Annotated in this window: 9 protein-coding genes and 1 pseudogene; 5 read left to right on the top strand and 5 right to left on the bottom strand. The window is 73.8% G+C overall.

Features of this window, described 5'->3' with window-relative positions:
* The first annotated feature begins 13 nt into the window (after positions 1 to 13).
* Complete coding sequence (locus tag ADK41_RS19680; RefSeq protein WP_030832034.1) at positions 14 to 1,396, top strand: PP2C family protein-serine/threonine phosphatase; 1,383 nt, start codon at positions 14 to 16, stop codon at positions 1,394 to 1,396.
* A 24-nt stretch (positions 1,397 to 1,420) separates the two neighbouring features.
* Here the strand turns inward: ADK41_RS19680 and ADK41_RS19675 are convergent, their stop codons facing one another.
* Complete coding sequence (locus ADK41_RS19675; protein WP_030832030.1) at positions 1,421 to 2,911, bottom strand: DNA-binding protein NsdB; 1,491 nt, start codon at positions 2,909 to 2,911, stop codon at positions 1,421 to 1,423.
* A 235-nt stretch (positions 2,912 to 3,146) separates the two neighbouring features.
* Here ADK41_RS19675 and ADK41_RS19670 point away from each other — a divergent pair, with 235 nt between their 5' ends.
* Both ADK41_RS19670 and ADK41_RS19665 read left to right on the top strand, forming a co-directional pair.
* Positions 3,147 to 4,259, top strand: a complete 1,113-nt coding sequence (locus tag ADK41_RS19670; protein WP_030832027.1) for an aminoglycoside phosphotransferase family protein — start codon at positions 3,147 to 3,149, stop codon at positions 4,257 to 4,259.
* Between the two features lie 369 nt (positions 4,260 to 4,628).
* The gene (locus ADK41_RS19665; RefSeq protein ID WP_030832024.1) at positions 4,629 to 6,593 is read left to right on the top strand and encodes an N-acetylmuramoyl-L-alanine amidase; all 1,965 of its coding nucleotides are present in this window, start codon (positions 4,629 to 4,631) and stop codon (positions 6,591 to 6,593) included.
* 55 nt (positions 6,594 to 6,648) lie between these two features.
* Here the strand turns inward: ADK41_RS19665 and ADK41_RS19660 are convergent, their stop codons facing one another.
* The 4 genes and pseudogenes from ADK41_RS19660 to ADK41_RS19650 form a co-directional block, all read right to left on the bottom strand.
* On the bottom strand, positions 6,649 to 7,146 hold the full coding sequence (locus tag ADK41_RS19660; protein WP_030832021.1) for a hypothetical protein: 498 nt from the start codon (positions 7,144 to 7,146) through the stop codon (positions 6,649 to 6,651).
* Positions 7,147 to 7,275: 129 nt separating this feature from the next.
* Positions 7,276 to 7,614: pseudogene (locus ADK41_RS44080) on the bottom strand (ABATE domain-containing protein); the annotation flags it as partial.
* A gap of 346 nt (positions 7,615 to 7,960) precedes the next feature.
* Positions 7,961 to 8,866 (bottom strand): universal stress protein, encoded by a 906-nt coding sequence (locus ADK41_RS19655; RefSeq protein WP_030832018.1) that lies wholly within the window; start codon positions 8,864 to 8,866, stop codon positions 7,961 to 7,963.
* 133 nt (positions 8,867 to 8,999) lie between these two features.
* Entirely contained in the window at positions 9,000 to 9,242 is a 243-nt protein-coding gene (locus tag ADK41_RS19650) for a DUF397 domain-containing protein (protein WP_030832015.1), read from the bottom strand.
* Positions 9,243 to 9,471: 229 nt separating this feature from the next.
* Between ADK41_RS19650 and ADK41_RS19645 the strand changes: the two genes are divergently transcribed.
* Together ADK41_RS19645 and paaK are read left to right on the top strand one after the other, a co-directional pair.
* Positions 9,472 to 11,265: a sulfatase gene (locus ADK41_RS19645; protein ID WP_030832012.1), complete on the top strand. Its 1,794-nt coding sequence runs from the start codon at positions 9,472 to 9,474 to the stop codon at positions 11,263 to 11,265.
* A gap of 157 nt (positions 11,266 to 11,422) precedes the next feature.
* On the top strand, positions 11,423 to 12,724 hold the full coding sequence (gene paaK, locus ADK41_RS19640) for a phenylacetate--CoA ligase PaaK (protein ID WP_030832009.1): 1,302 nt from the start codon (positions 11,423 to 11,425) through the stop codon (positions 12,722 to 12,724).
* The last annotated feature ends 267 nt before the right edge of the window (positions 12,725 to 12,991 follow it).

Below are 12,991 nucleotides of genomic sequence, written 5' to 3'. Positions count from 1 at the left end.
ATCGGAGCGCGTCATGCCGTCCCACCTCTCCGCGGACCGTCCGGCCGTCCCGCCGCCAGGACGCGGCCCGGTCGACGCGCTCATCTCGCAGACCCGGCGGCTCAAGGTCGAGGTGGACGCCGTACGCCGTGACGTCCCGGCCGACGCGGCGGACCCACGGGAACGCCGGCGGCGCGCGCTGTACGACCTGGCTCTGCGTCAACTGGAGGATCTGGAAAGCAACTTGACGCAGCTGCGGGACGCCCCGCCGTCCGCGCCGCGGCACGACGCACCGGCCGGCCCGGTCGGCAGCGCGGAGTGGGACCTGCTCACGGACGAGGTGCGCTGGTCCGGGGAGCTGTACCGGATCCTGGGCCGCGACCCGGCCGCCGCGCCGCTCACCCTCGACGAACTGCCCTCGCTGGTGTTCGAGGAGGACCGGCCCAGGCTGACCACGATGGTCACGGACTGTCTCGTCGACGCCCGGCCCGTCGACGGGGAGTTCCGCGTCGTGCGCCCGGACGACGGCGTACGGACCGTGCACATGAGGGGCGAACCGGTACTCGGCGCCGACGGCAGCACGGCCTCGATGTGGGCGGTGCTGCGCGACGTCAGCGAACTGCGCCGCCGCCGACGGGCGGTGAGCGAGATCCGTGACTCGCCGCACCGCCGACGGCACGCCGCCGCGCGGACCGGGCACCGGCTCGCGGCCGAGCCGGAGGAGGCCGTGCTGCCGGCGTGGCACGGCCCCCTGCGGCCCCCGCAGGCCGGTCCGGGAATCCTCGATCTCGCCGCCGCCCACCTGCCGTCGACGCACGCTCGGATCGGCGGCGACTGGTACGACGCCCTGGAACTGCCCGACGGGACGACCCTGCTCGGCGCCGGCGCCCTGCCCGGGCACGGCGTCGGCGCGGCCTCGGGCAGGGCGATGCTGCTCGGCGCCGTGCGCGGCATGGCGATGGCCGGCACCGCGCCGGGGCCCCTGCTGGCCTGCCTCAACCGATTACTGGACACCATCGCGCAGCCGGCCCTGGGCAGTGCCGTCTGCCTGCGCTACCGGCCCGGGACCCGCTCACTGCTGTGGGCGCAGGCCGGACACCCCGCCCCGCTGCTGTTCCGCGGCGGGACGGGGCGGGCGCTGGACGCGCCGGACGGGATACTGCTCGGCGCCGTCCCGGGCGCCTCCTACGGACAGGCCGAGGAGACCCTGGTGGCCGGCGACGTGCTGCTGCTGCACACCGACGGGCTGGTGCCCGGGCACGCCGGAACCACGGCCGTCCGCCGTCTCCTCGAACTGGCCCCGCGCTTCGCCGCCGCCCGCACCGCGCAGGACTGCGTCCGTGCGGTCACGGAGGAGTTCGGCGAGCGGGAGCGCGCCGACGCCGCCTGTGTGCTCGTCGCCCGGGTCGCACCGTAGTGGGCCCCGCGGGCCGGACCGCCCTCACGCCTGGGCGCTGCCGCCCTTGCCCCGGGGCCTGGGCAGCACCAGTTCGATCTCCTCCCTGAGTTCCTGGATCCTCGGGTACGAGGCGTACTCGGCGGTGAGCCGGTACATCTGGCGCAGCCGGTCCCAGGTGCGGCGCGAGGAGTTCTGCCCCATCGACACCAGGGCGAGGCGCGCGAACCGGTCCGCCTGTTCGGGATCGTCGGCGATGAAGCACGCGGAGGCCATGGACAGGAAGTCGAAGATCTTCGACCGCTGCTGCGCCTCGACCCGCAGCGCCAGAGCCTTGTCCGCGTAGTGCTGGGCGTGCGCGGCCGCGTCCGGCTCGAACTCCGCGAGCGTCCGGTACGCCAGGGCCTGCATGCCGTACAGGTCCGCCTCGTTGAACAGCTGCATCCAGTTCGGCGGGGGCACGTCCCCCTTGTCGGAGACGAAGAGGTCCTCCGCCCGGCCCAGGGTGCGGCGCATCGCCTGGCCCTTGCCCATGGACGCCTGCGCCCACGCCTCGACGGTGTGGAACATGGCGCGGGTGCGCGGCAGGACCTCCTCGCCCGAGCCTGACTGGGCGAGTTTCATCAGGTCCATCGCCTCGTCGGGCCGGCCCAGGTGCACCATCTGCCGGGCCGCCCGGGAGAGCGCCTCGCCGGCGCGCGGCCGGTCGCCGCCCTCCCGGGCCGCGTGGGCGGCGATCACGAAGTACTTCTGGGCCGTGGGTTCCATGCCGACGTCGTGCGACATCCAGCCGGCGAGGACGGCGAGGTTGGCGGCGACGCCCCACAGACGCCGCTGGAGATGGGGCGGGTGCCGGTAGGCGAGGATGCCGCCCACCTCGTTGAGCTGGCCGACCACCGCCTTGCGCTGGAGACCGCCGCCCCGGGCGGCGTCCCAGGCCCGGAACACCTCCACGGAGCGCTCCAGTTCCTCGATCTCCTGCGAGCCGATCGGGGCGGCCTCGTAGCGGTCGAACCCGGCGGGTTCCGCGCGCAGGGGGTCGTCGAGTCGGGGAGCGTCGGCGGTCAGGGCCGGATCGGTGTGCAGCCAGTCGTGCATGGCGCTGCTGAGTGCGGAGCCCGCGGTGAGCGCGGCGCCCGCGCCCACCAGGCCGCGTCGGTTGAGCATGAGGTCCATTCCCGTGAATTCGGTGAGGACCTCGGCTGTCCGCTCGGGCGCCCACGGCACTCCGTCGGGATGTTCCGCACTCCCGGGACGTGGCCGTTTCCCCGTGCGCCCGTGCCGGACCAGACCGAGATCCTCGATGGTCACGACACGGCCGAGACGCTCGGTGAACAGGGCCGCCAACACCCGCGGTACGGGATCGCGCGGGATCTCTCCCATGTCGATCCACCGCCGCACCCGGGAGGTGTCGGTCGCCAGCTGGGGGTGGCCCATGGCCGCCGCCTGCCGGTTGACCAGCCTCGCGAGTTCGCCCTTGGACCAGCCGGCCAGGCCGAACAGGTCCGAGAGCCGGGTGTTGGGTTGTCCGCTCACATCAAGCCCCCAGGTTCTCGGCTGAGTTGACAGTAGCCCGGTGCGGGTTGCCGGGCGACTATTCGCCAGGGTTCGCCAGGGTGCGCCAGATGGTGTGCCAGGGGCCATCGGGTGTCGAGTAGGAACGCGCCACCACGACCCCGTCGCCACAGGGGCATTCCCCCAGGGTGCGCCCGGGCGGCCGGGCCGGGTGGTGCACTGACGTCGCAGGCACACGAAGGGATCCGTATCACCCATGTACGCAGCATCGTCCTCCGTGTCCGCCCCGCTCCGGCCGCTGCGCCCCCGTCCGTCGGACAGCGGCCCCTACCTCGCCCCCGCGCGCCCGGCGAACCCCGTGCTCGGCGCGGGCAACGTACGGCGTACCGCGGGACCGGGCACCCAGCCGCTCAGCGGGAGGCTCGACCTGTCCGGCCCGCAGGGCGCCCAGCTGCGCACGGCGATCGCGTCGGTGCACCGCATCTGCCCGGAGTTCGCGCCGGTCCAGGTGCTGCGCCGCACCGGCCGGTCCGTCCTGCTGGTCGGCACCACCGGCCGGAGCACCGCGGTCGCGAAGTGCTTACTGGACCACTCCCCCGCGTGGAGTGAGCGGATCCGCCACGAAATAGCGGCATACCGCTCGTTCGTCCGGCACCGCCCGCCCGTGCGGGCGCCCCGGCTGATCGCGGCGGATCCGGACAACGGCACGCTGGTGATCGAGCGGCTGCCCGGCCGGGTGGCGGCGCTCCAGCGGCACCCCGTGGAGGCGCCGCCGCGGGCGGACATCAGGGCGGCACTCGGCGCGATCTGCCGGCTGAACTCCTGGCGGCCGCCGGCCGGGACGTTCGACGCGCCGCTGGACTACGCGGCGCGTATCTCCCGGTACCACGAACTGGGTCTGCTCACCGACCGGGACCTGGGCGACCTGCAGAAGCTGCTGCACGGCATCGCGCTGGCGACCGGGCGGCAGGGCATGGGCCAGTTCTGCCACGGCGACGCCCTGTTGTCGAACATCCTGATCTCACCGGCCGGTCCGGTGCTGGTGGACTGGGAGCACGCGGGCTGGTACCTGCCGGGCTACGACCTGGCGACGCTGTGGTCGGTGCTGGCGGACGCGCCGGTGGCACGGCGTCAGATCAGCCAGATCGCCCAGTCGGCGGGTCCCGCCTCGCGGGACGCCTTCCTGGTGAACCTGATGCTGGTGCTGACCCGGGAGATCCGCACCTACGAGACGGCCGTGCAGCGTTCGATGCAGGACACGTCCCCCGCGGCCCCGTCCGGCGAGGAACACCGTCTGCTCCTCCGCCGCCTCCACGACGACTGCCAACTCGCCCGCCGAGCAGTACGCGCAGCAGTGGGCACCCGTTGACCCCGCCACGCCGCCCCCCCCATCGGGGGCGGCAGGGGCGCCTCCCGCTCATGGGGGTCCCCCGCTCGAGAGAAGTCGAGAGTGGGGGAGGCACCTCGCAAGCGCCGGGCTGCGCGAACACCCCGGGCCCCACCCATACCGGGAACCCGCCGACACAGGCTGCCCCTCCTGCCGACAGCAGTCATTGGCATACACCACTGACGCATCGCAGACCCCGGCCCCGTCGCCACGAAATTCCCGCACACCCCGATTGACAAGGTAATTCACACCCCCCTGGGCATGATTGACGGATTATCGGCTGACCGGTACGACTGACGCACCGCTCGGCCCCATCCGGCGCACTGCGCCCGATCGTCCCAGGAGGCTGCATTGCGAGAACCCGCCATCGAGCCCCGCCCCGCGGCCGGGCCGCCGAGACGCGCCGCTCGCGGTGCCCTCCGCACCCTCGCCGCGGTCGCGCTGACGCTGCCGCTGCTGGGCGCGGCGCCCACCCCGGCCCCTCCGGACAGCACCCGGCTGCACCACGCGTTCGCCACCGCCGCCGCCCGGTACGACGTACCGCAGAGCGTGCTGCTCGGCGTCTCCTACCTCCAGTCCCGCTGGGACGCCCACGGCGGCGCCCCGAGCGTGACCGGCGGCTACGGACCGATGCACCTCACGGACGCCCGCGCCGCGCTCGCCGCCTCCGACCACCACGCCTCCGGCACGGAGGATCCGCGCGGCGACGAGGCCCGCCCGCCGAAACGCCCCGAGGCACGAGCGGCACGGGCCGAGAAGCTGCCGGACCGGCTCACCACGCTGCCGGAAGCCGCCCGCCTGACCGGTCTCAGCCCCGAACGCCTGCGCGAGGACCCGGCCGCGAACGTGGCGGGCGGCGCCGCCCTGCTGGCCGAGGCCCAGCACCGGCTGGGCGGGCCGAGGAGCGACGACCCCGCGGACTGGTACGCGGCGGTCGCCCTCTTCTCCGGCGCGGACGACACCGCGTCGGCGGCGGCGTACGCCCATGACGTGTACGAGGTGATCCGCGCCGGCGCGGCACGGGTCACGGACGCCGGACAGCGGGTGGCGCTGGACGCCCGCCCGGACCTCGCACCCGACACCGCGGCGCTGGAGCGCGCCGGACTGCGCACCGCCTCCGCCGCCGGGACGGAGTGCCCGAGGACGGTGTCGTGCGAGTGGATCCCGGCGCCGTACGAGGAGTTCGGCGACGGCGACTACGGCAACCACGACCTGGGGGGCCGGCCCGCCTCGCAGCGCATCCGGTACATCGTCGTCCATGACACGGAGGGCGCCTGGGAGGGTGTCCTCGACATGGTGCAGGACCCCACCTATGTGTCCTGGCAATACAGTCTGCGCTCCACGGACGGCCACATCGCCCAGCATGTGAAGGCGAAGGACGTCGCCTGGCACGCGGGCAACTGGTACGTCAACGCGGGGTCGATCGGTCTGGAGCACGAGGGTTTCCTGGCGGATCCCGACGCCTGGTACACGGAGGCGATGTACCGGTCCTCGGCCCGGCTGGTGAGGTACCTCGCCGAGAAGTACGACATCCCGCTGGACCGGCAGCACATCCTCGGCCACGACACGGTGCCGGGGACCACCACCGCCACCATCCCCGGCATGCACACCGATCCCGGCCCCTACTGGGACTGGCGGCACTACTTCGAACTGCTGGGCGAGCCCCTGAGGGCCACGGCCGGCAGGGATTCCGGCGTGGTCACGATCCGGCCGGACCACGCCGCCAACCAGCCGGTCTTCACGGGCTGCGAACGGGCGGGCGAGCCGTGCGCCGCCCACGGGTCGAGCGCGGTGCGCCTGTACTCCGACCACGACGAGGGCTCCCCGCTGATCAGGGACATCGGCCTCGGTTCCGCCCCGACCACCGGGGTGAACGACCTGTCCTCGCGGGTCTCCACGGGCCAGCAGTACGCGGTCGCCGACCGCTGGGGCGACTGGACCGCCATCTGGTACCTCGGCCAGAAGGCCTGGTTCGCGAATCCGAGGAAGCATCCCACCGCGGTGCCCGCGAAGGGCACGGTCGTCACCCCGAGGAAGGGCCTCGGACCGGTGCCGGTGTACGGCAGGGCGTATCCGGAGAAGGCCGCCTATCCGGAGGGCGTGCCGGCCCAGGCGGTGTCGCCGCTGCCGTACACGGTGCTCGAGGGCCAGAAGTACGTGACCGGGGGCAAGGTGCCCGGCGAGTACTACTACGCGGTGACCTTCGACGAGGCGTCCCACCGGGTGGTGCGGGGCGAGGACCTGTACTACGAGATCCAGTTCGGCCACCGGGTCGGCTTCGTCCGGGCGGCGGACGTGACGGTGACGTCGTCGTGAGGGAGCAAAGGGCCCAGCGGGAGGGCCGGGTTCCCCTGGAACCCGGCCCCTCGCGTCAGTCCTGCTGGAACAGCTCCGCGGGCAGCGGCTTGAGGAGGGCGTACAGGTCGTCGGTGATCGGGCGGTCCCAGGCGGCGATGGTCACCAGGACGTTGTCGCTGCGGTCGAACTGCACGCAGGAGATCCGGCCCTCGGAGAACTTGACGCGGCGCACGATCAGCAGGTTGTCGCCCTGCATCACCGGCACGTCCTCGGTGCCGACGACGGTGATCTCCTCGTCGTTCTCCAGCGCCAGCAGCAGCTGCCCGACCTCGAAGGGGACCTCCCCCTCCGGGAGGTCCCGGGCCGGGGAGCCCTCGGGCAGATTGCCGATGACCATCGCGGGGCCACGGCCGCCGAACAGGTCGTAGCGCAGGAAGACGCCCTGGCAGCTTCCGTCGGGGGCGGGCAGCAGCCCGGCGCCCAGGTTGCCGGGCCAGTCGCCCGGGTCCATGGCCAGTACGTCGAAGTCGGGCCCGGCGGGTGTGGCACTGCGGCGGCGGAGGAACGACATGCCGCCATGGTACGTGCCCGGCCCCGGGTTCGGACGGTCGGGCGGAACCCGCCCCGGCCACCCGGACCGCCGGCGCCGCTCGTGGTGGCGGGCCACCCGGGCGCGGTCGCCGCAGCAGGGCTCGCACCATTCCCGGCGCGGGTGTTCCTTCAGGAAGTAGCGCACGCAGCGGGGGGCGTGGCAGGCGTACAGGCGCTCGCGGTCGGGGCCGGTGAGGAAGGCGATCGCGGCCCGGGCGAGCACGGCGGCCAGGTCGTGCCCGCCGTCCGGGACGGGGCGTCGCCGTACGACGGGGCCGTGCCCCTCGGCCCACTCCAGGACGGGGACGGTGGGGGTGCGGGCGGCGGCGTCGTTCAGGCGCCGCGGCGCCTCGGGGAGGGGCAGCAGACGGGTCGCGTCCGCGGGGCTGGGCTCGGCCGGGCGGACGGCGGTGCGCGGCTCGCGGCTCGCGGACGACGACGAGGCCATCGGCGTCGGCGACGTGGCGTTCCGCACCGGCCGGCGCCTCCGGGTGTGCCCGCACCCGGCCGGTGAGCCCGCCGGGCTCGGCCAGGTCGTCGACGACTTCGCCGCTGCCGTCGTGACGGATGATGAGGGCGAGGTCCAGGACGAGGCAGGTGTCCCTTGTGGTCGAATCCCGCATGCCGCTCATGACGGGTCCGCCTGCGTCCATCAGCCGCCTCAGCCGCGGGCAGCCGTGCCTCCCCCGCTCGAGCGGAGCCGGGAGTGGGGGAGGGTGGGCCCTGGGGGCACGCCCCGTTGGGGGAGGGGCCTCGCGAGCGCCGAGCGGCGCGGCCTCTCCTCCTCGGCTCGGCTACTCCTCCGGCACCGCCGGAGGGATCACCGCGACCGGACTCACCGCATGGAGCAGCACCGCCTGCGTCACCGACCCCATCATGCGGGCCGGCGCCAGCAGCCGGCGGCGGTGACGGCCCACGACGACCAGCTCGGCGTCCCGCGACGCGTCGACCAGATGGCCGGCCGCGTCCCCGGGCAGCACGTCGACCCCGGCGTCGACCTCGGGATGCCGCTCCCGGTGCGGAGCGAGGAAGCCGTCGGCGAGAAGACGGCTCTCGTGCTCGACGGCGTCCTGGTCGACCTGCGGCGAAGGCATCTCCCCGGGCAGCATCCAGGTCTGCAGCGGCCACGGATAGGCGGTGAGGACCCGCAGCCGGGCACCGCGCGACGCCGCCTCCGCGAAGGCGAACGCGAGCGTCGCCTCGTCGGGGCCGTCGGCGTTCAGTCCGACCACCACGGGCCGGTCGGGCCCGGCCGGCGCCTCCTGCCCGCCCTCGCGTCCGGGCCGGGGCACGACGACGACCGGGCACTCGGCGTCACGGGCCGCGGCCAGGGAGTTGGAGCCGAGCAGCAGGCTGGCGAAGCCCCCACGGCCCCGGGAGCCGAGCACCAGCAGCCGGGCCGTGGCGCCCGCCTCGGGCAGCAGCGCTCCCGGCGCCCCCTCCAGCGCGACGTACTCGACGGCGGGCGGGCCGCCGCCGCGCCGTGCCAGGTGGTCGCGGGCCTGGTCGAGGACCGGGTCCTCGTCGGGCTCGGGCGGCCCGGCCGCCAGCACCTCGGGCTGCGTCCAGGGCGCGTACTGCCGCACGTGCACGATCCGCAGCGGGGCCTCGCGCCGGCGTGCGGCGTCGAGGGCCCACTCCAGGGCGCGCAGACTGTCGTCCGAGCCGTCGACCGCCGCGATGACCGGCTGGGTGTTCATGGTTCCTCGCCTCCGGGATACGACCTTCGCCCTTCACCTTCCCCGGTCGGCCCGGCTCAGGTGCGGGCCGGGGGAGGCGCTTCGGACCGCGTGTCCGGAAAACCGCGCGGAACACCCGCTGCGGCGACGCCGCTCACGTCAGGTCGAACTCCCCCTCCCGGGCACCCGACACGAACGCGCCCCACTCGGCGGGGGTGAAGATCAGGGAAGGGCTCTGCGGACTGCCGCTGTTGCGCATGGCGATGAAGCCCTCCACGAAGGCGATCTGGACATCGCCCAGGCCACGGCTGCTGGACTGCCACTGCGCGTTGCTGAGGTCCAGGTCCGGCTTGTCCCAGCCCGTGAGCGGGCGCTGCTGGGTGGTGCTCTCGACCACGTCCGTGCTCCTCCCGATTACCGTCGTCCGCGGGCCAGCCTAGCGATCGGTCCCCTCCCCCGACAGGCCGCGACGAGTGCCTTTCCGCGAGGACCCGGGGGCGGGTGGGCCGAACCGGGCCGGCGCGCCTTGAACCCGCGGCGACGCGCCGACGTACTGGTGGGGGCGGGCCCGTTCGGCGGGCCCCGTTCGCCATGCCATCGCAGGACCGCACGGAAGGACCCTCCGGGTGTCGCTCTTCATTCGCCCCCGCCGGCTGCCGGACACCACCGAGGGCGGAGCGGACCGGGACGGGGATCCGGCCGCGCCCGAGGAGACCGTCGGGGGCGCACCGCCGGCGGCCGCGCCGCCGGGCCGGCCCGGCCTGCGGCACCGGTGGCCGCGTGCGGCGCGCGGCGTCACCGCCGGGACGACCGTGCTCGCCGGGGCGCTGGTGCTCTTCGCGCTCCTGGTGCCGAACCGGGTGGAACGCCTCGACGTCGGCGCGTTCGTGCGGCTGCCCGCGGAGGGCATCCTGCTCGCCGCGCTGCTGCTCGCGCTGCCGTCGGGGCGGCGGCGGATCGCGGCGGCGGTCTCGGGCGTCCTGCTCGGTCTGCTCACCGTCCTGAAGCTCGTGGACATGGGGTTCTACCAGGTGCTGGCCCGGCCCTTCGACCTGGTGCTCGACTGGATCCTGCTGGACGACGCGACGGACTTCGTCCGGGAGTCGTTCGGCCGGGGCGGGCAGGTGCTGGCCGTGGCCGGGGTGATCGTGCTGTTCGCGGCCCTGCTGGTGCTGATGACCCTGGCGACGGTGCGGCTGACCGGTCTGATGGCCCGCCACCGCCCCGCCGCCGTCCGCACCGTGCTGGTCCTGGGCGTCGTGTGGATCACCTGTGTCACGGTGGGCGTGCGGGTCGCCGGCGTGCCGGTCGCCACCAGGGGCACCGCGGAGATGCTGGGCAACCGGGTGGAGCAGGTGCGGGCGGGCCTGCGCGACGCCCGGGTCTTCGAGAAGGAGGCGGCCCTCGACGCCTTCGCGAAGACGCCGCCCGACCGGCTGCTCACCGGACTGCGCGGCAAGGACGTCCTGTTCGCCTTCATCGAGAGCTACGGCCGGGTCGCGATCGACGACCCGGCGATGGCGGGACCGTTCGACGCGGCGCTGAAGGACGGCGCCCGGAGGCTGGAGGAGGCCGGTTTCGCCTCCCGCAGCGGCTGGCTGAAGTCCCCGGTGACCGGCGCCGGCAGCTGGCTCGCGCACTCCACCTTCCTGTCCGGCCTGTGGATCAAGAACCAGCAGCGCTACCGCAGTCTGACCACCAGTGACCGCATGACCCTGACCAAGTACTTCCGCGAGACCGGCGACTGGCGGACCGTCGGCATCGTGCCCGGGGTGCGGCGGGCCTGGCCGGAGGGCGAGTTCTTCGGCCTGGACCACATCTACGACTCCGAGCACCTCGGCTATCACGGACCGTACTTCAGCTGGACCCCCGTGCCCGACCAGTTCAGCCTGGAGGCCTTCGAGCGGCTGGAGCACGGCAGGAAGGACCGCGAGCCGATCATGGCGGAGATCATCCTCGCCTCCAGCCACAACCCCTGGTCCCCCGTCGCGCACATGATCGACTGGGACGACCTCGGCGACGGCTCGGTGTTCCACGAGGTCAAGAAGGAGGGAACGGACCCGAAGGAGGTCTGGAAGGACCCGGAGAAGGTGCGCACCGAGTACCGGCGGGCCATCGAGTACTCGCTGAGCAGCCTCACCGAGTGGGTCGAGCGGTACGGGGACGAGGACACGGTCCTGGTCTTCCTCGGCGACCACCAGCCGGTGCCCACCGTCACCGCCGGGAGCACCAGCAGGGACGTGCCCGTCACGATCGTCGCCAAGGATCCGAAGGTGCTGGACCGGGTGGCCGGCTGGAACTGGACCGACGGCCTCAAGCCCGCGCCCGACGCGCCGCGCTGGGGCATGGACGAGTTCCGTGACCGCTTCATGACGGCGTACGGCCCCCGGAACGCGGGCTCCGTCGCGCCGGCCCCGTGAGGAACGCCGGCCCCGTGAGGAACGCCGGCACGGGAGGAAGCGCGGGCCGCGCTCTTGCCCCGCGGGGCGTGGCCTGACTTACTGATCCCGGCGGATCGACCGAATGATCGGTCGCCCGGATCGGCGCGGTCGCTCGACCGGTGAGGAGAAGGCCTTGATGACGGAGGCGGCGGACCTGCTGGACCCGGCGGAACGGCTCGGCCTCGAGGACCTGCGGGCGCTCCAGCTGGAGCGGTTGCGGAGCTCGTTGCGGCACGCGTACGACCACGTGCCGTTCTACCGGGAGTCCTTCGACCGGGAGGGCGTCCATCCGGACGACTGCCGCTCGCTGTCCGATCTGGCCCGCTTCCCGTTCACCACCAAGGCGGACCTGCGGGCGAACTACCCGTACGGCATGTTCGCGGTGGGCCGCGACCGGATCCGCCGCCTGCACGCCTCCAGCGGCACCACCGGGCGTCCCACGGTCGTGGGCTACACGGAGGGCGACCTGTCCCTGTGGGCCGACATGGTGGCCCGGTCCATCCGCGCGGCGGGCGGCCGCCCCGGGGACACGGCACATGTGGCCTACGGCTATGGCCTGTTCACCGGTGGCCTGGGCGCCCACTACGGCGCCGAACGGCTCGGCTGCACGGTGATCCCCGCGTCCGGCGGGATGACGTCGCGCCAGGTGACGCTGATCCGGGATCTGGAGCCCGGGATCATCATGGTGACCCCGTCCTACATGCTCACCCTGCTCGACGAGTTCGAGCGGCAGGGCGTCGACCCGCGCTCCACCTCGCTGCGTGTGGGGATCTTCGGCGCGGAACCGTGGACGGAGCGGATGCGGCAGGAGATCGAGGAGCGGTGCGCGATCGACGCGGTCGACATATACGGGCTGTCGGAGGTGATCGGCCCGGGGGTCGCGCAGGAGTGCGTGGAGACCAAGGACGGCCTCCACATCTGGGAGGACCACTTCTATCCGGAGGTCGTCGACCCGTTCACCGGTGAGGTCCTGCCGGAGGGCGAGCGGGGCGAGCTGGTCTTCACCTCGCTCACCAAGGAGGCGATGCCGGTCGTCCGCTACCGGACGCGGGACCTGACCCGTCTGCTGCCCGGGACCGCCCGGGTGTTCCGGCGGATGGAGAAGGTGACCGGCCGCAGCGACGACATGGTGATCCTGCGCGGGGTGAACCTCTTCCCCACGCAGATCGAGGAGATCGTGCTGCGCACGCCGGGCGTGGCGCCCCACTTCCAGCTCCGCCTCACCACCGAGGGCCGGATGGACTCCCTCACCGTCCGCGCGGAGGCCCGTCCCGGCGCGGACTCCGCGACGCGGGACGCGGCCGCCCGGTCGATCGTGGCGGCCGTGAAGGACGGCATCGGCGTCTCGGTGGACGCGGAGATCGTCGACCCGGAGACGCTGGAGCGCTCGGTGGGCAAGATCCGGCGGATCGTGGACCTGCGCGAGGGGCGGGGCTGACGGCCCGTTCCGGCTGCTCGGCGGCCACGATCCGCCCGACCGCGGCCGTCACCGGCCGCTCGCGCCCCTTCGGGCCGAAGACATCCGGCAGGGTGAGCTGTTCGACGATCAGCCGGTTCGGCGTCGGGTCCGGCGGTTCGACGGCCGTGGCGCCGCCGGGGAGGCCCGCCGCCGCTCGTTCCGTCCGACCACCGGCACCGCTCCGTCCGCGGCACCACCTGACACCACTTCAGCCGGAGTACCGCGCCCGGAGTTCTCCGCCGGCGC

The sequence above is a fragment of the Streptomyces caelestis genome, from assembly GCF_001279005.1.
Lineage (GTDB): Bacteria > Actinomycetota > Actinomycetes > Streptomycetales > Streptomycetaceae > Streptomyces > Streptomyces heliomycini.
Note: the sequence above shows the minus strand (reverse complement) of the source record. Positions and strands in the feature narration are given on the sequence as shown.

Excerpts from the sequence above, each read along its gene's own strand:
- ADK41_RS19680 (WP_030832034.1), top strand. The coding sequence starts at position 14 with ATGCCGTCCCACCTCTCCGCGGACCGTCCGGCCGTCCCGCCGCCAGGA.
- ADK41_RS19655 (WP_030832018.1), bottom strand. The coding sequence starts at position 8,866 with ATGAACACCCAGCCGGTCATCGCGGCGGTCGACGGCTCGGACGACAGT.
- ADK41_RS19670 (WP_030832027.1), top strand. The coding sequence starts at position 3,147 with ATGTACGCAGCATCGTCCTCCGTGTCCGCCCCGCTCCGGCCGCTGCGC.
- paaK (WP_030832009.1), top strand. The coding sequence starts at position 11,423 with ATGACGGAGGCGGCGGACCTGCTGGACCCGGCGGAACGGCTCGGCCTC.
- ADK41_RS19660 (WP_030832021.1), bottom strand. The coding sequence starts at position 7,146 with ATGTCGTTCCTCCGCCGCCGCAGTGCCACACCCGCCGGGCCCGACTTC.